Here is a 23,987-nt window from a genome sequence, read left to right as displayed (position 1 = left end):
TAGAGCATCGTGCCTGAAATAGGAATCTGGGGATTTTCAGAGGAGCGAGAATATGATTCACCGTTGATGGAGGTGGATCATGGGGAAAGCCTATTCAGCCGATCTTCGGGACCGGATTGCCGATCACATTGCAGCCGGGCAATCGCGTCGGTCAGCATCGCGTCATTTTGGGGTGAGCCCCAGTTGCGCTGTGAAGCTGGCGCAGCGGGTGGGGAGGACGGGATCATCGGCACCTGCCCGGCAAGGGCGTCCACCCGGTGATGGCAAGCTGGCACCGCATATGGCGGCCTTGATGACATGGGTCGATGCCGAGCCGGACATCACCATGCCCGAACTGTCGGCCAGACTTGTCGCGGCAACCGGCGTTCGGGCCCATCCTGCCTCATTGTCGCGTGCGCTGCTCAAGGCCGGCTACAGCTTCAAAAAAAACGCTGCTGGCCTCGGAGTGCGGACGCGATGATGTTGCCCAGGCGCGCAGGAACTGGCGCGTTTATCGGCAGTCCAGCTTGCGCAAGGCGCCGCATCGGCTGGTCTTCATCGACGAAACGGCAACCACGACGAAGATGACACGGCTGCGAGGACGGGCCCGCCGTGACCAGCGCCTCAAGGCGCGAGCGCCCTTTGGCCACTGGAAAACCCAGACCTTCATCGCGGCGCTGCGCTGTGATGGACTGACCGCGCCATGGGTCATCGACTGCCCCATGAACCGCACAACCTTCGAAACCTATGTCGAAACCCAACTCGCCCCGACCCTCAAGCCGGGCGATGTCGTCATCCTCGACAATCTCTCCAGCCACAAAAGTGAAAAAGCCAAGGCCATATTGAAGGCCCGGGGCGCATGGTTCCTCTTCACTCCACCATACAGCCCCGACCTCAACCCGATCGAAATGGCTTTCTCCAAACTCAAAGCCCATCTGCGCCGCACCGGCGCAAGGACCATCCATGCCCTATGGCAGGCCATCGGCAATATCTGCGACCTCTACACGCCTGACGAATGCTGGAACTTCCTCAAAGCCGCTGGATATGCGTCCGATTAAAGGCTCGATGCTCTAGCAAAGGATAGCATGATGAAAGAATTATCCACGGGCGCAATGGCTGTAATAGAAAGACATGCAGTTGCATTTGGTACGAAAGATGTGGATGCCATACTCTCCGACTACTATGAAAGTGCGGTCCTCTTCACAACCATAGCTGACAAGCCTCTCGTTGGACACAGCGAGATTCGCCGATTCCTCGAGGATCTGTTTACCAGCAGCCCTTCGCTTGGCGAACGGCCCGTAAATCCGATTCGTAAAGATGCAACTGGGGAGTATGCTTATGTTCTTTTTGAGAACAACGAAATCCGTGGAACAGAAACTTATGTCATCAGAGATGGCAAGATCGTCTGCGAATCGTCAACCATGACCAAGAAATAGAACAATGATGAAATTGTAGTCGTCGGTCATATGGGCAGTGATGCGTCAAGCGCGGACTTATTTTTGATTTCGACGTCAACAGATTCTTTGTACTGATGTACACAAGGATGTTCATTTCTCTCAATGACTCGACAGTTGATGATATAGATGGCAACGGGATGTCGCAGGCGTCAATCCGCTCAGCACCATCATCATCTACTGGAACACCCTGCATCCTGGCTATGCCGTCGAGGCTCGGCGCCGTGAAGGGCTCGATACGCCCGATCACCTGCTCGCCCATGTCTCCCTTCGGATGGGCACCTATCCTCCTCACCGGCGAATATCTTTGGGCCAAGGCGCCGGTCTTTGGGGTGTTATTTCACCCTCAGCCGGCCTGACCGTTCCTAGTTGAAGGTGATCACCGGCTTGATGACCTTGCCAGTTTCACTGTCCTCGATTGCCTGGTTGATGTCGTCAAACGCGTATGTCCTGATCAGTTTCTCATAGGGGAAGCGACCCTGGCGGGAGAGCTCGACCAACTCGGGGATCGTGATCTGCGGCACCTGATCGCCGAGGATCGCGCCCTGGATCGTACGATTGAAGATGAGGGTCCCGAGTTCGAGGTCAGTCGTGTTCCCAAAGCCGTTGGCACCCACCAGTACCGCATGTCCGCCTGGGCGCAGGCACTCGAGCATCGACTTCGCGGTCGTGGGCAGGCCAACCGCGTCGACACCGAAGTCTGTGCCGCCAGCGAACAGCTCGCGGCACTTTTTGATAATGTCCACCTCGTTCGCCACGAACGCGTGGGTCGCGCCCACTTCCTTCGCGATCTCGAGGCGGGGCTTGTGTAGGTCGACGATGACGATCCCGGCACACCCGGCCGCCTTGGCTGCCATGACCGCCGCCAGGCCAACGGCGCCGGCCCCGAACACGATGATCGAGGAACCCGGGCGCGGCTTCAGCACATTGAAGACCGTGCTCGAGCCCGTCACCAGGCCGCAGCCCAGCGGCGCCGCCAGGACGAGGTCGAGATCGTTCGGGAGCTTGACCGCATTGTTCTCGGTCACGAGCATATGCGTGGCGAACGAGGATTGGCCGACATAGTTCGCGCTCACCTCGGAGCCAACGAACGAGGCCTTCCCGTTCGGGCGCTTGCCCGTGATGTTATACTGCACATAGTGCTCGCAGTTCATCGGATGCGCGCCGCGGCAGGAGTTACAGCCTCCGCAAAAGCCCTGGGTGCTGAGGACATGGTCACCGACCTTGATGTGCTGGACAGTCGGGCCGATGGCGATGACTATGCCGGCTCCCTCATGCCCGGGAACGGCCGGGAGCGCCGGGCCGAACATCTCGTCGCGGAGCAGAAGGTCGGTGTGGCAGACACCGCTCGCGATTGTCTTGACCAGAATTTCATTGCCTTCCGGCTCGGCGATCTCGAACTCGCGAAAGACGAGCGGCGCGCCTTTTTCCACCGCGACGGCGGCTCTTATCTGTACCATTCTCTTATCTCTCCTGGGCTTTGCGTTTTTGAATGATCCGCCGGCTGCGCGCTCAGAGCCGGATGATGACGGATTTCGACTGGGTGTAATGGTGCAGGCCCTCGATCCCCTGCTCGCGGCCGTAGCCGCTCTGCTTGAAACCGCCGCACGGTGCCTGGACAGGGCCGCCGCTATATTCGTTGACCACGATGCGCCCTGCTTCCAGACGTCCGGCAACGCGGTGGACGCGGCCGATGTCCCGGCTCCAGACGCCGGCAGCGAGGCCATATTCGGAATCGTTGGCGATACGGATCGCGTCCGCCTCATCTTCGAAGGGGATGACGACCAGCACCGGACCGAAGATTTCCTCGCGCGCCATCGCCATGTCGTTGGTGACGCCGGTGTACACGGTCGGCTCGATGAACCATCCGCCATCCAGTCCAGGGCCGGTCGCAACCTTGCCCCCGATCGCAGGCGTCAGCCCTTCGCTGCGGGCGACCTCGAAATAGGACTGAATCTTCTCGAATTGCGCGCGTGTGGTGATGGGACCGAGCGAGGCATCGGGTGCGGTGCCGATGGTCAGCTGTTCAACTGCCGCGACCAGTTTCTCCACAAACTGGTCATGGATGTTGCGCTGGACGAGCAGCCGCGAGCCGGCCGCGCACCATTGACCGCTGTTCAAGGTGAACGCTGTGACCGAGCCCTTCGCCGCCTTGTCGAGATCGGCATCGTCGAACACGATGTTGGCGGACTTGCCGCCCAGCTCGAGTGTCAGCGGCAGAATGCGCTCAGCCGCGATATGGCCGAGTTCGCGGCCTGCCCGCACGCCTCCGGTGAACGATATCTTCCGGACATCGGGATTATTGGCCATGGCCGGGCCGATATCCGATCCCTTGCCGACGATGATGTTGAGCACCCCCACGGGCAGCCCGCACTGTTCGACGGCAGCTTTGGCGAATGCCACCAACGAGGCCGAGCTATGCTCCGAGGGCTTGGCGACCACGGCGTTGCCGGCGGCGAGCGCAGGCGCGATGGCGCGGGCGGCCTGATGGAGCGGGGCGTTCCACGGCAAGATAACACCGACGACGCCGAATGGATCGCGGCGGGTATAGACGTGATAGTCAGGCCCCTGGTCGATGATCTCGCCGTCGCCAACGTTCGTGATGCCGCCGTAGAACTCGAAGAACTGCGCGGTCATGTTGAGCACGACGGGGATCTGGTTCTTGGGCTTGCCCGTCTCCTGGCCCTCCAGCGCGCCGAACGTCTCGATGCCGTTGCGGATCATACGGCCCATCTCGATCAGGATGCGACCGCGCTCGGAGGGGCGCATGTCGCGCCAGGCGTCAAAGGCTTTGACCGCGGCGGCGACGGCACGATCGAGATCCTGCGCACCGCTATTCGCCACCCGGCCCATCTTCTCGCCGTTTCGGGGGTCGAGCTTGTCGGTATAGGTCCCGGTCGTCGGCGCGACCATCCGGCCATCGATAAAGCTCTCGACGGGATTGATCATGTACTGGTTCCTCATGTGTCAGACGGGAGAGCCCGCCGTTGATCTTCAGCTTCGGGACGTCGTCAGGACGCTGCGGACTGCGCCGCGCTGCCGACCATCGCCGGCGTGACCTCCAATCGCGCCGCGCGACGTTCAATCCCTGGTCTCAAAGTCGGTGGCGATGGCGATCTCCCGCCAGGTCTCCATGTCGGCGTGGAACGCACGCATCTTACGCTCGGCAATACTGAAGGCGACGGGCCCAAGTGGCAAATGCAGCGGTGGTTGTTCCGCATCCACCGCCAGCAGGAGCACGGCGACCGCCTTGGCGGGATCGCCCGGTTGCTGCCCATTGTTGGTCTCGCGATAGCGGCGCAACCTGCCGAGGATGTCGCGATAGGCATCAATCTCGTGGGCCGCACTTTTGAGCGAGCGACCGAGAAACTCGGTTCGGAACGGGCCGGGCTCGACGATGATCACCTTCATGCCCAGCGGTTGAAGCTCTGCGGCGAGCGCCTCCGATAGCCCCTCCACCGCAAACTTGGTTGCGTTGTAGAGGCCAAAGCCTGCCGACCCGGCGATTCCAGCGCCAGATGAGATATTGACGACGCATGATCCCTTGCGCCTGCGCAAGGCGGGCAGGGCCTTGCGCGTCGTCTCGATCAGACCGAAAACATTGGTCTCGAAGATCGGCCGATACTCGCTGGGCTCGGCCTCCTCGACCGCGCCGAAGAAGCCGTGTCCGGCATTGTTGACGAGGACATCAAGCCCCCCAAAGTCGCGTTCGGCCAGCGCGACAGCCTCGGCGGCCGCGCCGTGCTGGGTGACATCGAGCGTCAGGCTTCTCACCGTTTTCGGATAGCGATCGCGCAGGGGCCGCAAGGCAGCAGTGGACCGCCCTGTAGCGACAACCTGATCGCCCCGAGCGGCGACTGCCTCGGCTAGCTGCTTACCCAAGCCCGATGAGCATCCCGTAATCAGCCAAGTCTTCACACTCGTCTCCTTTCTGCTGAGCGTCCACTCGGCATCATGCGCTGCCGTTTAGCCCCAACGCCAGCGCTGCTCCCGCTGTCTGAAAGGCGTCCATCACGTCCGGTACCAACTCGGAGAAACCATAGAAGCTGTGCAGATAACCGGGATAGGTGATGAATTCGATAGGAACGCCCGCTTGTTGGAGCTGGTATGCGAAAAGGACGCATTCGTCGTACAGGATATCACAATGTCCTACCGTCAAGAGGGTGGGCGGTAAGCCAGATAGATCGTCCCGACCCAGCAAATCTATCCTCGGACTTATCGATTGCTCCGGCGATACATAATGTCCGAACAGATAATGGGCAGTCTCAAGAGTCAGATAATGGCCATGGGCATAAATCTGTCTTGTGCCAGGAATGTCTTTGATCGTGGTGTTGGGATAGAAGAGCAGCTGAAACTTGATTGCGACATCCGAGGTCGAACGCAGATCAAGACAGGCGGAAGCTGCGAGGTTTGCCCCAGCCGAATCGCCTCCGACGCCGATACGCTCAGCGTCAAAGCCGATGACATTGGCATTGGTGAAGGCCCATTTGACGCTCGCAACAGCATCGTCATGAGCGGCAGGAAACGGATGTTCCGGCGCGAGCCGATAGTCAACCGACAGAATCTTTACACCGGATGCCGCCGCCAGGTTGGCAACAAGCGCATCGTGGCCCTCAACGCTGCCAATAGTGAAACCCCCGCCGTGAAAATAGACGAGACCTGGACCGATCTTCTGCGCACCATCTGGAATGTAGAGCCGCGCATGGAGCGCGGAATCGGGACCGTCCAGTGTCAGATCGCGGCGCACGATATCCTGCGGTATCGAGGCAGGCTTGCGTAACCTCTCAGCAGCTGTGCGCACCTCCTGCGGGCTTAACGCCGACCAGGCGGGCGCCCCCTTTGCTTCCGCGTCCGCAATGGCATCAACCAGTTGCTGGAACCCCGGCAGCAGAGGTTCCGCCGAGATGGTTGGCCGGGGCGGTTCGATCATTCCGCTATCCTCACATCTGGATTGCAATCGGGCAAAGCTAGTCGTTCAGCGACAATGCGATAGGCCATGATATTGTAGGGAAGTCCCAAATGGCTGCCGATCACTTCGGCATTTTCTGTGAGATCGCTTTCCGTTTCGAGGCAGTTTCGCCATGCTGTAATCCCATCAGATCTGGTGTAAATCGATGTAGTCGGTACGCTCGGCGCGGCCCGGTTGGCTTGCCATAGCGCTTGCGTTTCCAGGGATTCGAAATCCTCGCCTGAGAGCATTTCGTAGAAGGCCCGGATCGAAGTCGCAGCGGGATCCCCGGTAAACGGTGCCGCGAGCGTCACAACGCGCCGAACGAGTTCCGGATAGTCGCGAGCCATGTGACGGGCCATGACACCGCCCAGGCTCCAACCCACCAGACTGACGCGCCCGCCAGACTTACTGGCAACATCCTCGAAGCGTTTGCGGAGCTCCTCTGTGTTAGGCCCCAGTGACTGATAGCCCATGTTTCGGCCCAGATGCCAGGCGACGCTGCGATAGCCAAGGAAGTTAATAAAGTGGCGCAAATATGCCATCGAAAGATCGCTCGCGCCAAAGCCAGGAAGGACGATGACAGAATGGCCGTCACCTCTGGGCGCGTTGAGTAGCGTTGACGCGTTCATCAGCAGTGCGCCAAACTCCGCGAACGCGCGCGCCGGCTCGAGCAACGCCAGGCCAAAGGACGGCTTGACGATCGGCTCCTCCGCCAAAACGATGTCTCCTGAGGCCACGCCGGTATCGCGGATGGCGAATGTCATTCCGGCTCAAGAGGTCGCCATGCGGCCTCACCTCTAAGCGGCTCGAAAATCCTATTGATCATCTTGTCGCTGACCTCGCCTGATGTTGCCGGCTCCCATCGCGGGGCATTGTCACGATCGATCAACAAGGCGCGAACGCCTTCTGCGAAATCATGGGTGCGAAACATGCGATGCACCAGCCCGAATTCCAACCTCATCTCGTCCGCGAAATTCTTGATGTGCGGGCTGACGAGGAGCAACCGCAATGTGACCTTGCAGGACAAGGGCGACTTGGTGCGGAGGATCGCCAGTTGCTTCGCTGCCCACTCGGAATCGTCCGCCTCCAGTGCCGCCAGGATGTCTTCCAGCCGGTCAGAGGCGAACAGATCGTTGATCTGAGGCAACTGATCAATGATGGGCGCCGTCGGTGGAGGCACTGACGCGGCATGAAGTATGTCCTCTATCCGGGACGGATCGGCACACAGTTCACGCTTCACCTGCTCGAGCCGTTCTGACGGGACATAGTGCGTCGCGAGATTGACCTTGTAGCAATCCGCGCCGTTCAGCTTGCCGCCCGTCAGGCCCAGAAACTGCGCCAGGCGATTGGGCAAGCGCGAGAGGTAGCGGCCGCCGCCGACGTCCGGGAATAGACCGATGCCCGTTTCCGGCATCGCAAAGATCGTCCTCTCGGTCGCTACGCGATATTTGGACGGACAAGTGATGCCGACGCCGCCGCCCATGGTCACACCGTCCATGAACACGATGCCTGGCTTGCTGAACGTGTACATCAGATGGTTCATCTGATATTCGCGATAGAAGAAGGCGTCTCCCGCGACGCCATGTCCTTGAACGTCCTTTGCGATGGCCACGACATCGCCGCCAGCACAGAAACCTCGACCTTCCGCATGATCAATCATGATCAGGTCAATTCCGGGATCGTCACGCCAATCCAACAAAGCCGTCGTCATGAGATCGACCATGTCGAGATTGAGTGCGTTGATGGCCTTTGGTCTGTTCAATCGCAGACGACCGACCCTGCCGTCCTGCACCACCTCAACTTCATTCATCTCAACAATACCCGTCTCTGATATGTCGGCCAAAGTCATTGGCCGTTACAATTGTCCGGTCACGAACGACCCGGGCGCGGGCTCGATCTGCGGCAGCGCGCCATCTCCGACTTGCCGCGCCGGAACGAGCGTGTTGCCGGGGAGCGCCTGAAGCCAGGCTGCCCAGTGGGGCCACCAGCTTCCCTCGTTCCTGGTTGCGGCGGCTAACCATTGTTCTCCCGTTTCGACCAGTTGCGGATTTGTCCAATAGCCGTGCTTGTTGGCCGCTGGCGGGTTGATCACCCCGGCGTTGTGTCCCGACCCGCCAAGGACGAATTCGACGGAACCGCCAAAATACTGTGTGCCCTGATAAACCGCCGTCCAGGCTGACACATGATCGTCCTTCAGCGCCACGATCAACTTGGGTGCCACGGATTTGGTCAAGTCCAGAGATTCGCCGAGCAAACTTACCGCACCAGGCTCGCGCAAGTGATTTTGCAGGAGCAATGTGCGATTGTACGTCCGGAGGAACGCTTGGGGAATGTGTGAGCCATCTTCGAACCAGTAGAGTAGATCGGACGGCGGAGCATCAACGCCAAGCAGATAGTGATTGATGAAGGGCGACCAGATCAGATCGTTTGCCCGCATGGCACTGAATAGCTGTTGCAGTTCGACCTTGTCTATATACCCCTTTTCATCAACGTGCTGGTCCAGCGCATCAACCTGTGTTTCGTTCACGAAGGCAGTCCATTCCTTCATGTCGCTGAAATCGACGAGGCTACCAATCAACGTGGTCGATCCAATGCGATCACCCTCTCCACGAGCTACCAGCACTGCTTCGGCAAGCGCAGCCAGCGTGCCGCCCATACAGAAGCCGAACAGGTCGGTGACAGTCTCGCCGGTGGCCTCTCGAACGATATCGAGTGCCTCTATCACACCGCGGCTGACGTAATCCGCGACTTCGCAGTTGCGATGGCTTTCGTCGGGATCGACCCAGGAAATGGCAAAGACCGTCTCGCCCTGCTCGACCAGCCAGCGGATCAGGCTGCTCTTGGGCTGAAGGTCGATCATGTAGAACTTGTTTACCAACGGTGGCACATACAGCAACGGCCGTTTGCGCACATCCGGCGTGGCAGGGCTATATTGTATGACTTGCATCAGATCATTCTGAAAGATCACACCGCCCGGCGTGACTGCGATATTGACGCCCGGCTTGAAAATGTCAGGCGCACGACGCTTGACCAGCCCTTTACCTTCACTCACATCGGCCAGGAGGTTGGCGAAACCGGAAACGAGATTCGCCCCACCGGTTTCTATGGTGCGCCGGACAACAACGGGATTGCTGAACGGGAAGTTCGTCGGCGAGACGGCATCGAGAAACTGGTCGATCACGACATTGGCGTAGGCCCGTTTCGAGGGATCCTGGATTGCGCTGGAACGCACCAACGAGCGCAAGTGCTTCGATGCGATCAGGTGCGCCTGTTTCACGCTGTTGAAATAGGGACTGCTTGACCATTCATCGTCTTTGAAGCGGCGATCGTTCCGATTGGGCTCGATGACAGACTCGGCTTCGGGATTGAAGGGAAGGGCAGCTGTCCACAGTTTCAGCCAGTCTGTTGCCATTTCCATCTGCGTCCGGACAAGCGTGTCGGGTTGCGCAGCAAGGCCCGCGAGAATGTCGCTGATCGCTGATACCACCGGCATGACGTCGATCACGGGCGGTGTCATCGGTTCCAAGCCAACAAGGGCGCTGTGAAGATCGCCAAACGCGTTAATCCAGGCATTCCTCACCACATCGACGCTCGGATTGGAGCTGCTCTCTCGAAGTGGGGCTTCGGGGATCGCCTTAGACACTGAACTTTTCCTCTCTGCGTAGCCTGCTGCGGGCATGGTGGACACCGAGACCAGCCAAATTCGGGCTTTCCCAGCGCCGATAGGGCTGAGGTAGCCGACGTCGAACATTCGCTGCGATAATACAGACTCGACACAATCGAACATGTCGGTCTGGGCCAAATTGCGCTGTCCTTATGAAGGGCCGTTGGATGGTAGGGCAGGCCAACCCATGAGCCTGTCGAGGCCATCACACGGCCTCGGACTAACAAAGAAGAACAGGAGTGCTTTATCGGGGTTCGCCGCCACCCAATCAGGATCTGGGTCAGGAACCTCATCGAACATACCGAGGATCCCAAGCGCCGCAGTAGCCGCAGAGTCCTGATGTGATTGATCGCCCATAGCTTCTCCAGTTCTACTTTAACCTTATTAATCGCGGGACAAAGGAACCTCAGCAGCTCACTTCAAACCCGCACAGGCAGAGCCCGCGACGGTCTAGAGTCGCTCGACGATCGTGACATTGGCGATGCCGCCCCCTTCACACATGGCTTGGAGCCCATAGCGCTTGCGGCGGCGACCAAGCGCGTGAACCAGCGTCGCCATGAGCTTGGTGCCGGTTGCGCCGAGCGGGTGGCCGAGCGCAATGGCGCCACCATTCACATTCAGCTTTGCCGGATCGGCGCCTAATGCTTTCAGCCAGGCCATCGGGATCGAAGCGAAGGCTTCGTTGATTTCGAAGAGGTCGATGTCGGCAAGCTTGATACCCGAGCGCTCCAGCGCTCTTCTCGTCGCCGGGATCGGCTCTTCCAGCATGATGACCGGATCGCCTGCTGTGACTGTCAGATTCACGATGCGCGCGATCGGCGTGAGGTTGAATCGCTTCAGCGCCGCTTCGCTGACGACCAACACCCCCGATGCGCCATCGGTCATCTGGCTCGAGTTGGCGGCGGTGATGTTGCCGCCTTCCTGAAGCGTTTTGACCTGCGCCATCGCTTCCATCGTTCCGCCACGGCGCACGCCGTCATCGGTGTCGAAGATGCCGTCGACGCTTTCGACGGGGATGATCTCGTCTTTGAACGCACCGGCGTCGATCGCAGCGGCTGCCTTGCCGTGCGAGCGCAATGCAAAGGCGTCCATATCCTCGCGCGAAAAACCGTATTTGTCGGCAATCGCCTGGGCCCCATGAAACTGGCTGAATTCCGCTACGCCATAGCGTTTCTGGATAGCCGGGGACCATGGGCCAACGCCAATCCCCTGGGCGCGGTGCAGCTGCCAGTTCGAGTTCATCGGCACCCGTGTCATGCTTTCCGCGCCCGCTGCGATCACGACGTCCTGCGTGCCAGACATCACGGCCTGGGCGGCAAAATGCAGGGCCTGCTGTGAGGACCCGCACTGACGATCGATGGTCACCGCCGGCACGCTGTCGGGGAGTTTCGATGCGAGCACCAGGTTGCGGCCGAAGGCGAAGGCCTGTTCCCCGCCCTGCGTCACGCATCCGACGATGACGTCCTCGATCGAGGCCGGATCTATCCCGGTGCGGTCCACCAACGCGTTTAGCACGGTCGCGCCGAGATCGGCGGGATGGACGCCGACAAGACCGCCTTTTCGCGCGCGCCCGCCGGGCGTGCGCAGGGCTTCGACAATATAGGCATCAGCCATGACTTTATGCTCCGCTGGATTTGGACGTGCGAATGGCGAGAAGCGCGGCTAGCCGATCCTGTGCCTCGCCGGCGCCGGCAAGCACCATAGTGCGCAGCTCGCGGTCGAGCTGGGTCTCGAAGCCAGCCTCAAAGCTATCGCGTAAGAGGCTGCGCGTTGCCCCGAATGCGATGGCGGGGGTTGCGGCGAGCGTCCTGGCCATCGCCCGTCCTTCGGTCTTGAGGACATCGTCGTCGACGGTGCGCGTGACGAGGCCGACGGCTTCAGCCTCGTCCGCCTTGATGCGACGGTTGGTGAGAATGATCTCCTGTGCCTTGCGCAAGCCGACCAGGCGAGGGAGCAACCAGCTCAGACCACCATCACAAGTCAGTCCAACCGGGCCGTAGGCAGCGGTATAGTGGGCCGAGCGGGCCGACAGAACGACGTCGCCGAGAATTGCGAGACTGAGCCCCGCGCCGGCGGCCGGTCCGTTGACCAGTGTGAGAAGCGGTTTTGGCATGCGCGCGAGCCGAGTCACAGCCGTGTTCAGCGTCGCAATCAGTTCGGCCAGCAACGCGGGGAGCTTATCGCCCGCGCCCCCCATGGCCATGAGGTCGCCGCCGGCACAGAAAAGCTTGCCGTTGCCGGTCATCACCACGCAGCGCACGGCGGGATCGCTCTCGCACCGCATCGCCGCGTCACGCAGCGACCGCGCCATCGCCAGCGAGATGGCGTTGGCAGCCTCGGGTTGGTTGAGGGTGATCCAGGCGATATCGCCCTCGATCGAGCAGAGGACGTTCCCACTCATCGGGGTGCCATCCGGATCGCGCCGTCAAGCCGGATTACTTCTCCGTTGAGCATCGGATTGCGAATGATGCTCTCGACAAGCAACGCAAATTCGGAGGGCTTACCGAGGCGCGAGGGATGAGGGACCTGAGCGCCGAGCGCATCCTGGACGTTCTGGGGAAGGGCCTCGAGCATCGGCGTCAGGAAAATGCCCGGCGCGATCGTCATCACGCGTACCTTGTGCGAGGCGAGATCGCGCGCCACCGGAAGCGTCATGCCGGCCACGCCCGCTTTTGACGCGCTATAGGCCGCCTGTCCGATCTGCCCGTCAAAGGCCGCCACCGAGGCGGTGCTGATGATAACGCCACGTTCGCCGTCAATCTCTTCGGTTTCGGCGGTGCGCGCCGCGAACTTGGAGATCATGTTGAAGGTACCGATCAGGTTGACCTCGATCGTCCTGCGATAGGTGTCGAGCGGATGCGGAATGCCTTCCTTGCCGACAGTCTTCACAGCCGGCGCTATGCCTGCGCAATTGACCAGAATGCGCGCGGTCCCGTGCACCTTCTCTGCAGCGTCGAGCGCGGCGAGAACGCTCGCTTCCTCCGCCACGTTGACGGATATGAACAATCCACCGATCTCTTCAGCGCAGGCCTTTCCTGCCTCCGCATTGAGATCGAAAATTGCAACATTGGCGCCCTGGGCGGCCAGCATGGTGGCGGTAGCCTTGCCGAGGCCCGAAGCACCACCGGTCACGATGGCGGCCACATCCTTGATGTTCATTCAGGTATCTCCCCAGACGACTGCACCATATGATCTCCCGGTTTCTCCCGATGGTTTGCCGCCGAACCGGCAGCGCTTATTATCGCCTGCGGGATCAAAGGCCGGCTTCCCACCCGAGAGAGCCGGCCTTTGCCCCGTGCCATCAGAACTTGCCGGTCAATGTGACCCCGTAGGTAGCCGGCACCCCCGGCAACCGAGCGATCGCGTCATTCCCTTTGGTTACGTTTGACCAATAGTAGGTGTTGCCCACGTTGCGGCCGTAGATGGAAGCACTCCAGCGCCCGTCCTGGTCGCGCACACCCACGCGCAGATCAACCAGAGTATATCCTTTGATCAGATAATCTTGAGCGTCACCGAAGAAAGCATTTGTCTTCGACCTGTAGGTCAAATCGCCTCCCGCAAATGCCTCCGCAGACGCGGTCACCGGTATGCTATACTCCCCACCGACATTTGCCTGCCATTTGGGTGAGTAGTTGAAAGGCGACCCTGCAAAGTCCTCCAGTTGATTGACCAGATTGTAGCCGATGAACCGCTTGATCTTGGTATCCAGGTAAGTGGCGCCGCCATAGAGCCGCAAGCCCTCGGTCACCTGGACAAGAGCATCGAACTCCAGACCCTTCACCTCGGATTTAGGAATATTCACCTGTGCCGGCAGGGCTCCCAGAACATTGTCCTGGCGACGCCCGCGAAGCTGCTTGTCCTTGTAGAGATAATAGAAGCCTGCGGCATTCAGCTGCGCCTTGCCGTCGAATAACGTCAACTTGGTGCCGATTTCGAAGGCCTGCAGCCGCTCCTGCGTTGACGGGGCGAACTGTGAAGCTGAAGTCGCGACGATGCTGGAAAAACCTCCCGATTTATACCCCTGGGAGATGCTGCCATACACCAGGACATCCCTGTTCGGCTTCCAATTCAAGGCCGTCCGGAAAGAGAAGTTTTTCTGATCCTGTTCCTGATGGACGAGGTTCGGCATGAGGTTCGCATCGGCCGTGATGCACGCCCCCGGCAGGATCGCCGGAATAGGCGCCAGACCGAGGCGTGCTCTGGTCGTGTTGATCTGGCCCGTGAATGCAGCGGCGAGCGTGCCGTCGCCGTCATCGCGAACGCAACCGGTAAGGGACTGCTTTTCGCCCGAATAGCGAGCGCCTGCGTTAAGCGAGAGCGTTGGTGCGAAGTCCCAATCCGCGTTGGCGAATACCGCCCAGGCATTCACGTTCGTCTTGGTGGCGATCCGATACTGTCGCGTCCGTACACCAGAAACGACAGCATTTGTCGCGTCGTAGTTGTTATAAAGAGAATTCTCGACAACCTTGTCGTCGCGATAGTTGCCGCCGACGATCCAGCTGAACGGCTTGCTGCCACCTGCGAGACGAAGTTCCTGGTAGATCGAACGTATCTTTCCGTCCGTATAGGTATCGAAAACCAGCGCCGCGACACCGCTGCGATTCATATTCGCCTGGTTCTTGTAGTCAGAATAGGAGGTGATCGAATTGACGTTCAGATAATCGTTCAATTCCCATTTGACCGTTGCTGACGCCTGATAGAATCTGTCATCGCGATCATAGTCGACTCCTGGGACCCAGTCGGCAACACGCGGAGTGCTCGGATTGATTGGTGCGTCACGCAACACCGGTGTGGTGTTGATAGCCGCCGGTCTCACATAAAGCTTCCTGTAAAGCTGCGGCGCCAATGTGTCGGAACGATCCAGCCAGCCATTGAGGTTGAACGTCGCGGTCAGTCTGTCGGTCGGTTTCCAGTCGAGGAGGATACGGCCTGATGCACGCCGCGTCTTCCCCAACCTATCGCCGGGACGGGTCAGGCTCTTCTGCCACGCGTCCGAAAACTGCGTGCTCGCCGAAATACGCGCAGCGAGTGTCGAGCTAAGCGGCCCGGACACATAGGCCTCGGCGCGGACCGCATCGAAGCGGCCAAAATCCAGGGTTCCACCAGCCGCAAAGTCACGAGTCGGGCTGTTCGGGATGTAGTTGACCGCGCCGCCGGTCGAGTTCTGGCCGTAGAGCGTGCCCTGCGGGCCCTTAAGCACTTCGAGACGCTGCACATCGAGCAATGCGCCGCGCGTCATAACGGGATAGGGCAAAGGCACTTCGTCGAGATAAACGGCAACCGTCGACGTGGCGGCGAGGCTGCCATCGTTGAAGCCCACGCCGCGAACCGTGTAGACAGGCGCGCTGAAGCCGCTGTCAGCGAAGGTGAATCCCGTCACCAGCTTGCTGAGGTCCGATGCGTCGGTGACGCCTCGTGCCGCAAGTTCGTTGCCCGAAAAGGCGGATATGGAGATCGGCACGTCGTTGATGCTTTGCGCGCGACGCTGAGCCGTCACGACGATATCGCCTACGCTGCTCGCCTCTTCCGCCGGCGGCTCCTGCGTGGCCGCCTGTGCTGAAGTCTCTGCGGATGTCGAGGCTGTGCCCGCATCCTGGGACTGTGCCTGGGCGGCTGTGGCGACGGTCAACGCTGCCAGCGACCCAGTCGCACAAAGCAGCCAATGCAATGAGTGTTTCATATTTCTTCCCCTCCTTTTTTATTGATGTTCTGCCGCTACGCTCAGCCGAGCGCCGGATTCGACGATTTCGATTCAACAGCGTCGGCCGGGTGTGTCTTGATGGCTCTCGCTTGATGGATGGCGGCAACGCACGCCAGCGCGGCCGGGACCAGAAAGGCGGAGGCGACGCTGAGCCCCACACGAAGTGAGTCCGCTCCCCAAGCCGGCGCAAACGTGTCGCTGATGAAGCCGACCGTAACAGGCGCCAATCCAAGGCCGAGCAGATTACCGAAAAAGGCCATGACCGCTGCGGTTATCGCGCGCTCGCCGGGGGGGACCGAGCACTGCACGAGCGACAGCACCGGTCCAAACGACATCTGCATCAGAAACATGGACACGCCGACCAGTAGGAACATCGGTGTGAACGACGGCATCCACAGGGCGGCGATCTGAAACGGAAAGGCCAGAGCCAGAAAGACGGCGGATAGCTTCGCCAGTACGCTCAGGTCGCCATGACGTTTCACAAACCGGTCGCCGAGATGGCCGCCGAGAAATGTCCCGGGCATGTGTGCGAATAATGCCAGGGCCGCCACAGCCAAACCCGCCGAAGTCTGAGGTACGCCGAAGCTACGGATCATGAGCGAAGGCAACCAGGACAGCAGCGCATATCCGCACAGAACGAGGAGCGCCTGACACAGGATGAACATGCGGGTGGAAGGCCTGGCAAGAACCTGAGCGATGGACCGAAACAGGCTCTTCGGCCGCTCTGCCTGCTGCCCATGATCGACCGTGCCGCGTTTCGGTTCCTGCACCGTCAGCTTGAGAGCGATCGCGAGAATGATCCCCGGTGCACCGAATACGAAAAACGCGACTCGCCAGCCATAGTGGAAGCCCACCCAGCCGCCGCCAGCAAGCCCGCAAACCATTCCGAGGCCTGTCCCCATCGAAAAGATACCAAGTGCCCGCGCGCGTCCGTGCGAGGGGAACAGGTCTGATATCATGGAGTGCGCAGGCGCGAGACTACCGGACTCTCCCACCGCAACGGCGATCCGCGAAGCCATAAGTTGGGTGTAGTTGGCGGCGAGCCCGCAGGCTGCGGTGGCGAGGCTCCAGAGCGCAAGGGATGTAGCGATGATGTTGATGCGATTGTGACGATCGGCGAGCCAGGCAACGGGTATGGCGAGGCCGCCATAGAATATCGCAAAGGAAAAACCCTGGAGGAGTCCGACTTCGGCGTCGCTCAGCAGAAACTCATGCTTGATCTGCTCTTGAAGGATCGTGAAAATCTGGCGATCCATAAAGGATACAGCGTAAGTTACCGCCAACATGATCGTGATGAAATGTCGATTCATGTTTCCTCACCCATTCCTTCTCTTTCGTTTTAAATTGGCGGCATCGAAGATTGCGATGACAAATACTGGTTCGACATAGCTCGAGCCACGCGGTTCGGTCACGTCGCAGCGGAGTCGGCTCGCTCAAGCTTTTTGCTTGAGGCCACCGAACCGCAATTGCCCTTTTCCGGGCCCAACTGTCGGGAGGGATGCCGCCATCTTGTATGCGTGTGGATCTGGCCCCAAGCTGCGGCAACATCTGTAGAACCGCGCTGATCCCAGAGCGATCGCCCAAGTCCGATCATTTAGCTATCCTCTCCAATCACAACCGGTTTTTTGTTCTCGTGTGTAAGTTTTCGCTTTCTACGGCACTTGGAACAAGACTTTTGTTTTGCGCCCATTGTTCGGTTTTGCTAAACGGTTGGCATGCAACGCTCACGATTACCGCTACTTGGCCTCCGCGCCTTCGAGGCAACCGCAAGGCACCTTAGTGTGCGCAAGGCAGCCATTGAATTGTGTGTGACGCCGGGCGCGGTGAGCCAGCAGGTCAAGCTTCTGGAGGACACCGTCGGCGTGGCGCTCCTCAGGCGCAAAGGCCGCTCCATCGAATTAACGGACGCCGGACAGGTGCTGCGTCCTGCGCTCAGCCAAGCTTTCCAGATGATGGAATTGACCGTGAACACGATCGCCCGCCGGTCGTGGCATAAAACCTTAAAGCTCTTCCTGCTTCCTACGTTGACGGAAAGGTGGTTGATGCCCCGCCTCATCCGCTTTCATGAGGCGCACCCGGAGATCGACATTCAGATCATGACCAGTTTTCGTCCGATTCATTTCGAGGATGATGACGTCGACGTGGCGTCGTTTATCGGCGAAGAACCGCCTGCGGGTCTGGATGGCATTCGTTTGTTCGACGACGAATTTCTACCGGTTTGCAGACCAGGCCTCCTGAGGAAGGAGGGCACCTTCATGCCTCATGATCTAGCGAACGAAACGCTCCTATATTCCATGCGACGCATGGACGACTGGCAGAGGTGGCTTGAGTGCGCAGGGGTGGGGGATCTCCAGCCGAAGGGCCGTTTGTCTTTCGGCAACTCGTCACTCGCCATTCAAGCAGCTGTCGATGGCCTCGGAATTGCCATCGTCCAGCGGGCATATGTGGCCGAGTTGCTCAGGACTGGCACTTTGGTCGCGCCGTTCGATCTCACCGCCCGGACAGACAGCGGCTACTATCTTGTTTGGTCTGGACGACGCAATTCGAGCCCAGCGTTCAAGGCCTTCTTTGAATGGGTCGTCAATGAGATCGAGAATATGAAATTGGACGGCTTAAATCGGCTTGATGGTCCGCTCGATGCCCCGGAGGATCGCATCGGAATGTCTGTCCAATAGGCGGTCATGATTGGCGTTGTAGTTGCGGACCGCGAATTTCAGCAACTTGGGGGCATCGCTGATCGCAAGGTCGCAATCTGCGAGACTGGTCGGCCAGCCCAGGTCGGAGAACAGTTTCGTCATTGCGTCCGCTACGAGCTCGGGAAGCTTGGGATTGGTCGCAGCAACGTCGATGCCCAGGGCCAGGCCAAGATTGTACGTCACTTGCGGCACGAGCGCGCCCAGCTCCCGCACCATGTTCGGCCCGAAGGCTGCATAGCCGCGCGACTGGGTGACGCCGGGAAAGCCGTTGAACAGCGCAACTGATGACGCGTAGGCCGCCCGTGCAAGCAGTTGGCTGGACCAGGGCCTGCCGCCGTCTTCCTCATCCCTGTTCTGTAGAAGGGCCGCCGCGCACAGGTCGATCTGAGCCGCCGCGTCGCCGTTCTGGAGACGAGGGTAAGCGTCATATGCCAAGGTCCAGGCATGCTTGCGACTCGACTGGACGAGCGGATTGACCGTATCGATCGCGCCCATGCACATGAGCGCCCACCAATAGACTTCGAAGCTGGTCGATCGCATCAGAGACAAAGGCGCGGTCGCCAGCGCCTCCGGATCCCAGAATACGGCATGCGGCCGGGTCTTTGGATCGAAGAACTCGAGGTGATGGGCGGTTCCGTGATACCGGACGGCCGATCCACCGCGATTCTGCCCCGATGTAGGTGCCGTCAGGACATTGAGGATCGGAATTTTCGGTGCCATCAAGCGGCGGCTGACCGGAGGTTGATCATTCCGATGTTCGGTGGCTAGCTCGAGAAGCGGCCTTCCTTCGCCGAGCAGCATGGCAACGACCCGGCCGCCCTTGATGACACTGCCGGCGCCGATCGGGATCAGCGCGTCGGCGTTCAGCTCACCGGCAATCCTTGCGGCTTCCTCGATGCTCTCGGCTGGCGCGCCCTCGCTGATACCGGCAAAGACGCCGGCGATGCGACCTGCGCAGAGTTCTTCTATCCGCTGAACCAGATGGGTCTTCTCCCGGACGCTTCGCCCGCACAGGATAAGCGCGCGGGAGGCGCCGAGCCGCTCCAGTTCCTTGGGAAGCGCCGCAAGCGCCCCCGTGCCGGAATGTATGCGCAGCGGGTAATTGCGGGCGTCGAAAGTATGGCGGGCCAGATCGTGGTCATTCATGTTGATTGTCCAATTATAGGCGCTGCGGCGGGTACCCTTACGTGGCGATCCCCCTGCGTAGCGTTTTGCGACCTGTCGCCAGGCCCCGGTTCGGGCGGGTTAACGGCCCTGGAAAGCAGGCTTTCGCTTTTCCGCAAACGCCTTTCGACCCTCGATCCGGTCCTCTGAATTGCGAAGTATGCCGAAGGTTTGCTGCTCCAGCTCGAGCCCTGCTGCGAGCGGCAGTTCGCGTCCCACTGTCGCAAGCTTCTTGACGGCCACAACTGCAAGCGGTGCGTTTGCGGCGATACGCGCTGCGATCGCCCGCGCTTCCTCGAGCAGCTTGCCTGGTTCCACCAGCCGGCTGACCAGACCGATGCGAAGCGCCTCGGCCGCATCGAGGCGATCGCCCGTCAATAGCATCAGCATGGCATCCGATTGTCCGACAGCGCGTACGATCCTCTGGGTTCCTCCAGCAGCGGGGATGCTCCCGATCGACACTTCGGGCAGTCCGAAGATCGCCGTCTGCGCTGAGATGCGGATATCGCACATCATCGCAAGCTCAAGACCTCCGCCAAGCGCGTAGCCGTTGATCGCAGCAATCATCGGCTTGTCGGTTCGCATTGCCGCCAGTATCGGCGCGTCCGTGGTCGACCCGAAGTGCAGTTCCGCGAAACTCTCGGACGGCGGCATGGTCTTCTTCAGGTCGGCGCCGGTGCAGAACGCCCGCTCGCCCGCGCCAGTCAGAATCCCGACGCGAATGTCGCTCCTTCGGGAAATCTCCTTCCATGCAGCGTCGAGCTGCTGGATTGACTCGGGATCGAGCGAGTTCATCGCTTCGGGGCGGTTGAGCGTGATGGTGGCGACGAAATCCTCCACCTCCAGCATTACGGGCATTTCGGGCTCTCCAGACTGGCGGGGTCCGCTGGATCTGGCAGCCCCGCTTCAAGTAAAACTTCTTCAGTGTGCTTCCCGATCGCGGGCGCGGCGGTGCGCGGAGCTGGGACGTTGCCGACTGTGCGCAGCGGTGTCCGCAGGAATTTGAGCGACCCGATACCGGGTTGATCGATGAGTTCGGCGAGGTCGTCGGTGAAGGCCGGCGATGTTACCGTCTCGGCATAATCGTTGATCGGCGCGCAGATGATGTCTGCCTTCTCGAATAGGTCCAGCCATTCGCTGCGCGGGCGAGTTGACATGGCGTCCTCCAGGAGTGTCACCAGCGCGCCGCGATGGGTGATCCGCCCTCTGAGATCGTGGAACCGCGGATCGTCGATAAGGTCCGCCCGCCCGATGATTTTGCAGAGCGAGGTCCAACGCGCGGGGTGGTAAGCGGCCACCATAATCCACCCGTCGGCACAGCGCAGCGCCTCGTTTGGCGCGGCATAGGGTGCCGCACTGCCGATCCGCTCCGGTACCTCACCATCGGAGAAATAGGAGGCGAACGCCATTTGCTGTATGGCGAGCGAACTTGTGAACATGCTCGCGTCGATCCATTCACCGCCACCGCCCGCCTCTCGCTTGCGCAGTGCGCCGAGAACCGCGACTGCGGCGATATAGCCAGTCACGATATCCACGACGGGAACCTGGACCTTGCACGGAGAAGCTCCGGGCAAACCCGTCACGCTCATCAGCCCGCTGACGGCCTGAAGGACCCCGTCGACGCCCGGCTTGTCCCGCCACGGCGATCGTTGGCCATAGGCGGAAACGGAGCAGTAGATGATGTCGGGATTGAGCTTCCGCGCCTGCTCGTAACCCATGCCCAGTCGCTCCATCACGCCGGGGCGGAAGCTTTCAACGACGACATCGGCCTTGGCGATGAGCCGCAGGACGGCATCGCGCTGGGCCGGATCCTTGAGGTCCAGGCTCGCACTCCGCTTTCCGTGGTTCAGGGCAAGGAAGGTGACGCTCGTTCCGTTGACGAATGGTGCGAGGGCGCGTCCAAGATCGCCGGTCGGGCTTTCGATCTTCGTGACCGTCGCACCCAGATCGGCCAGACTCTGCGTGCACAGCGGGCCGGCTGCGATTTGCGTGAAATCGAGCACGCTGACACCGGCGAGGGCGTTGCCTAGCATAGCGCGTTCTCGCCAACACGCGACGAGACCGCGCGACGCCGGTTGTTCCGGGTAGCAGGTTCCGGTGTCATACTGAGGGACTTCCGAGGCTACGGCCACCGCAGACGTAGAGCAACTGGCCGGTTACATAGCTCGAAGCGGGCAGGGCGAAGAAGCACACGGCGTTGGCGATGTCTTCGGCTTGACCGATGCGTTCCATTGGCACCGACCGCATGAGGCGGTCCTGCACCTCTGGCTTGAGCGTGGCGAAAAGAGGCGTCTCGATGATCCCCGGCGCGACAGCATTCACCGTCAGGCCTTCACGCGCGAACTCAAGGGCGAGGGTACGAGTGAGACTGACGATGCCGCCTTTCGAGGCCGAGTAGCTGGCTTGTCCGCGGTTGCCGAGCCAGGCACGCGACGAGATGTTGATGATCCGCCCAAACCGTTGCTCCACCATGGTCGGCGCTACGGCCTTGCAGCAGATGAACTGCGACGTGAGATTGGTGTCGATCACGCGCTGCCAGAAATCCAGCTCCATCTTGACGAGCAGCTTGTCGCCGCCGATGCCGGCATTGTTGACCAGCACGTCGATGCGACCGTTCCGATCGAGCAGTTCGGCGACCGCCGCCTGCACCTCCGGCTCGGAGACGATGTTGACCTTCTTGATCGATACGTCGGCCCCCAGTGCCGTCAGATCGTCAGAGGCGGCCTGGAGCGCCGCGTCATCGATGTCCCAGAGCGCGAGGCGGCAGCCCCGGGCCGCCAGTCCTTGCGCTACCGCCAGCCCGATGCCCTTGGCGCCGCCAGTAACGATCGCGGTCATACCGTCCAGACGCTGCGGCGCCTTCTGAATGTCGTCTGCCATGTTCAGTTCCTCAAGCGGCTTCGAGGATGTGGATCGAGCATGCGGCATGATCCACGCCCCAAATACCCCCGCCGGTCACCTGACAGAGGCCGAGCCGCGGATCGGCGATCTGCCGCTTCCCGGCACGCCCCTGCAGCTGTTCGCACAGCTCGACCACCTGGGCGACGCCCGTGGCACCGGGCGGATGCCCCTTGGCGAGCAGGCCGCCGCTGGGGTTAACTGGGATCCGGCCACCGAGCGTCGTCGCGCCGCTCGCCAGGAGCGAGGCGGCTTCCCCGCGCCGACACAAGCCCAAGGCCTCGTAGTAGAGCAGTTCGGAAATCGTGAACGCATCGTGAAGTTCGATCATGCTCAGGTCTTGAGGCCCCACCCCGGCCTGTTCATAGGCGAGGTGCGCTGCGCGGCGCGTGATCTCCGCTTCGGTCATGTCGGTCTGGTTTACCTCGAATACACCCGACTGGACGATCGAGGCGCGCACGCGCACCGGCCGCGCCGCGCCGGCCGACGGTCGGGTGGTCAGCACCACCGCGGCAGCGCCGTCCACGACGGCGGGGCAGCATTGCAGAAGCGTCAGGGGATCTGCGACCATGCGCGACGCCAGCACTTCCTCACGCGTCATTTCCTTGCAGAAGGTTGCGATCGGATTGAGGACGCCGTGCCGCCGGTTCTTTACCGACACATCCGCCAGATCCTCGCGTGTCACTCCAAAATCATGCAGGTAGCGCGTCGCGCGCATGGCGTACAAGGCGGGCATGATCATGCCGCGCCGATTGTTCCAGTCTCGCTGGTTCATCGGCAGCGCACCGCCGCCGAGCCCGCTCAGATGATCCATGCCGAAGACCAAAACGGTCTCATACTGGCCAGCCCGAAGCGCGCTCAGCGCGAGGTTGAGCGCCGTAGCGCCGCTCGAGCAGGCGTTGTCGATGTTATAGACCGCCTCGCCGCCGGTGCCGAGATCGCGAAGGGCGCGTTGCCCGGGCAAATGGCCACCCAGCGCGTTGCCGCAATAGAAGGCCTGGACATCCTTCACCGCGATGCCGGCGTCCGCCAGCGCATCTATAATGGCAACCTGCGCCAACGCTTCTTCGGTGAGATCGGGAAAGCGCCCGAAATCCGAGATGCCGACGCCGGTGATCAAGGGTTCGTTCATGCTGCATCCTCCTCAACAGGCTCGAAGGCGAAGTCGATTTCTCCTTCGGACAAGGTGAAAGGGACGACCCGGACATTGCTTCCGAGGGCGGGGGGCGCTTCGCCGAGCAACAAACGGCCGAATATCCGCAGTCCGTGATCGAAATCGACCATGGCCAGCGAGTAGGCCGGCGCTTTGCCGGGGTGAACCGTCGTATAGGTATAGAGCTGGCCGATTGGCGACAAAGGGACTGGTGTCGCCGTCTCATCGCCGATCAGAAATTCGGGCGGCGGGAAACGAATCTCGCCCTGCGACATGAGTGCGCCGCACAGGATGGTCTGCTGACCATCGTTCGCCATATGAGAATGG

Annotated in this window: 21 protein-coding genes and 1 pseudogene; 4 read left to right on the top strand and 18 right to left on the bottom strand. The window is 60.7% G+C overall.

All coding sequences use genetic code 11. The features are described 5' to 3' along the window. Nucleotides 1-79 precede the first annotated feature (79 nt). From DM806_RS09960 to DM806_RS27770, 3 genes and pseudogenes are all read left to right on the top strand, one after another. Nucleotides 80-1,037, top strand: a protein-coding gene (locus DM806_RS09960) for an IS630 family transposase (RefSeq protein WP_179041815.1) whose coding sequence is annotated in 2 segments (ribosomal slippage) — nucleotides 80-402 and nucleotides 401-1,037 — 960 coding nt in all. Because the reading frame shifts where the segments join, the coding sequence is not laid out codon by codon here. A gap of 30 nt (nucleotides 1,038-1,067) precedes the next feature. After that, the gene (locus tag DM806_RS09955) at nucleotides 1,068-1,415 is read left to right on the top strand and encodes a YybH family protein (protein ID WP_179043058.1); all 348 of its coding nucleotides are present in this window, start codon (nucleotides 1,068-1,070) and stop codon (nucleotides 1,413-1,415) included. 160 nt (nucleotides 1,416-1,575) lie between these two features. Further along, nucleotides 1,576-1,792, top strand: a pseudogene (locus tag DM806_RS27770) (Tn3 family transposase); the annotation flags it as partial. 6 nt (nucleotides 1,793-1,798) lie between these two features. On the opposite strand, the gene DM806_RS09950 reads toward DM806_RS27770, so the two are convergent. The 12 genes from DM806_RS09950 to DM806_RS09895 all read right to left on the bottom strand — a co-directional run bounded on the left by DM806_RS09950 (nucleotide 1,799) and on the right by DM806_RS09895 (nucleotide 17,059). Further along, nucleotides 1,799-2,893, bottom strand: a complete 1,095-nt coding sequence (locus tag DM806_RS09950) for an NAD(P)-dependent alcohol dehydrogenase (RefSeq protein WP_179043057.1) — start codon at nucleotides 2,891-2,893, stop codon at nucleotides 1,799-1,801. A gap of 52 nt (nucleotides 2,894-2,945) precedes the next feature. Beyond that, the gene (locus DM806_RS09945; RefSeq protein WP_179043056.1) at nucleotides 2,946-4,382 is read right to left on the bottom strand and encodes an aldehyde dehydrogenase family protein; all 1,437 of its coding nucleotides are present in this window, start codon (nucleotides 4,380-4,382) and stop codon (nucleotides 2,946-2,948) included. Between the two features lie 132 nt (nucleotides 4,383-4,514). Beyond that, the gene (locus tag DM806_RS09940; RefSeq protein WP_179043055.1) at nucleotides 4,515-5,351 is read right to left on the bottom strand and encodes an oxidoreductase; all 837 of its coding nucleotides are present in this window, start codon (nucleotides 5,349-5,351) and stop codon (nucleotides 4,515-4,517) included. 34 nt (nucleotides 5,352-5,385) lie between these two features. Then, nucleotides 5,386-6,363 carry an alpha/beta hydrolase gene (locus DM806_RS09935; RefSeq protein WP_179043054.1) on the bottom strand — a complete coding sequence of 326 codons (978 nt, stop codon included), beginning with the start codon at nucleotides 6,361-6,363 and terminating at the stop codon, nucleotides 5,386-5,388. Beyond that, a complete protein-coding gene (locus tag DM806_RS09930; protein WP_179043053.1) occupies nucleotides 6,360-7,148 on the bottom strand; it encodes an alpha/beta hydrolase family protein in 789 nt (262 codons plus the stop codon). The genes DM806_RS09935 and DM806_RS09930 overlap by 4 nt, the downstream gene beginning before the upstream one ends. Next, entirely contained in the window at nucleotides 7,145-8,233 is a 1,089-nt protein-coding gene (locus tag DM806_RS09925; RefSeq protein ID WP_256869200.1) for an enoyl-CoA hydratase/isomerase family protein, read from the bottom strand. The genes DM806_RS09930 and DM806_RS09925 overlap by 4 nt, the downstream gene beginning before the upstream one ends. 6 nt (nucleotides 8,234-8,239) lie before the next feature. After that, nucleotides 8,240-10,186, bottom strand: coding sequence for an alpha/beta fold hydrolase (locus DM806_RS09920; protein WP_179043052.1), 1,947 nt, complete (start codon nucleotides 10,184-10,186; stop codon nucleotides 8,240-8,242). Nucleotides 10,187-10,498: 312 nt separating this feature from the next. Then, nucleotides 10,499-11,662: an acetyl-CoA C-acetyltransferase gene (locus DM806_RS09915; protein ID WP_179043051.1), complete on the bottom strand. Its 1,164-nt coding sequence runs from the start codon at nucleotides 11,660-11,662 to the stop codon at nucleotides 10,499-10,501. 4 nt (nucleotides 11,663-11,666) lie between these two features. Next, complete coding sequence (locus DM806_RS09910; protein ID WP_179043050.1) at nucleotides 11,667-12,449, bottom strand: enoyl-CoA hydratase/isomerase family protein; 783 nt, start codon at nucleotides 12,447-12,449, stop codon at nucleotides 11,667-11,669. Continuing rightward, entirely contained in the window at nucleotides 12,446-13,207 is a 762-nt protein-coding gene (locus DM806_RS09905) for an SDR family NAD(P)-dependent oxidoreductase (RefSeq protein ID WP_179043049.1), read from the bottom strand. Before DM806_RS09905 ends, DM806_RS09910 begins: the two co-directional genes overlap by 4 nt. Before the next feature lie 142 nt (nucleotides 13,208-13,349). Further along, nucleotides 13,350-15,728, bottom strand: coding sequence for a TonB-dependent receptor (locus tag DM806_RS09900; RefSeq protein WP_179043048.1), 2,379 nt, complete (start codon nucleotides 15,726-15,728; stop codon nucleotides 13,350-13,352). A 41-nt stretch (nucleotides 15,729-15,769) separates the two neighbouring features. Next, complete coding sequence (locus DM806_RS09895; protein WP_179043047.1) at nucleotides 15,770-17,059, bottom strand: spinster family MFS transporter; 1,290 nt, start codon at nucleotides 17,057-17,059, stop codon at nucleotides 15,770-15,772. A 405-nt stretch (nucleotides 17,060-17,464) separates the two neighbouring features. Here DM806_RS09895 and DM806_RS09890 point away from each other — a divergent pair, with 405 nt between their 5' ends. Beyond that, entirely contained in the window at nucleotides 17,465-18,424 is a 960-nt protein-coding gene (locus DM806_RS09890; protein ID WP_179043046.1) for a LysR substrate-binding domain-containing protein, read from the top strand. On the opposite strand, the gene DM806_RS09885 is transcribed toward DM806_RS09890, so the two are convergent. The 6 genes from DM806_RS09885 to DM806_RS09860 all read right to left on the bottom strand — a co-directional run bounded on the left by DM806_RS09885 (nucleotide 18,362) and on the right by DM806_RS09860 (nucleotide 23,977). Further along, nucleotides 18,362-19,591 (bottom strand): iron-containing alcohol dehydrogenase, encoded by a 1,230-nt coding sequence (locus DM806_RS09885; RefSeq protein WP_179043045.1) that lies wholly within the window; start codon nucleotides 19,589-19,591, stop codon nucleotides 18,362-18,364. The genes DM806_RS09890 and DM806_RS09885 overlap by 63 nt on opposite strands. 99 nt (nucleotides 19,592-19,690) lie before the next feature. Beyond that, nucleotides 19,691-20,467 carry an enoyl-CoA hydratase/isomerase family protein gene (locus DM806_RS09880; RefSeq protein ID WP_179043044.1) on the bottom strand — a complete coding sequence of 259 codons (777 nt, stop codon included), beginning with the start codon at nucleotides 20,465-20,467 and terminating at the stop codon, nucleotides 19,691-19,693. Further along, nucleotides 20,458-21,642 (bottom strand): CaiB/BaiF CoA transferase family protein, encoded by a 1,185-nt coding sequence (locus DM806_RS09875; RefSeq protein WP_179043043.1) that lies wholly within the window; start codon nucleotides 21,640-21,642, stop codon nucleotides 20,458-20,460. Before DM806_RS09875 ends, DM806_RS09880 begins: the two co-directional genes overlap by 10 nt. 67 nt (nucleotides 21,643-21,709) lie before the next feature. Then, entirely contained in the window at nucleotides 21,710-22,489 is a 780-nt protein-coding gene (locus tag DM806_RS09870; protein ID WP_179043042.1) for an SDR family oxidoreductase, read from the bottom strand. A gap of 10 nt (nucleotides 22,490-22,499) precedes the next feature. After that, nucleotides 22,500-23,639: a thiolase family protein gene (locus DM806_RS09865; RefSeq protein WP_179043041.1), complete on the bottom strand. Its 1,140-nt coding sequence runs from the start codon at nucleotides 23,637-23,639 to the stop codon at nucleotides 22,500-22,502. Next, nucleotides 23,636-23,977 (bottom strand): Zn-ribbon domain-containing OB-fold protein, encoded by a 342-nt coding sequence (locus tag DM806_RS09860; RefSeq protein WP_218647436.1) that lies wholly within the window; start codon nucleotides 23,975-23,977, stop codon nucleotides 23,636-23,638. Before DM806_RS09860 ends, DM806_RS09865 begins: the two co-directional genes overlap by 4 nt. Nucleotides 23,978-23,987 lie beyond the last annotated feature (10 nt).

The organism is Sphingobium lactosutens (assembly GCF_013393185.1).
GTDB lineage: Bacteria > Pseudomonadota > Alphaproteobacteria > Sphingomonadales > Sphingomonadaceae > Sphingobium > Sphingobium lactosutens_A.
This window is presented reverse-complemented; position numbering and strand designations above follow the sequence as displayed.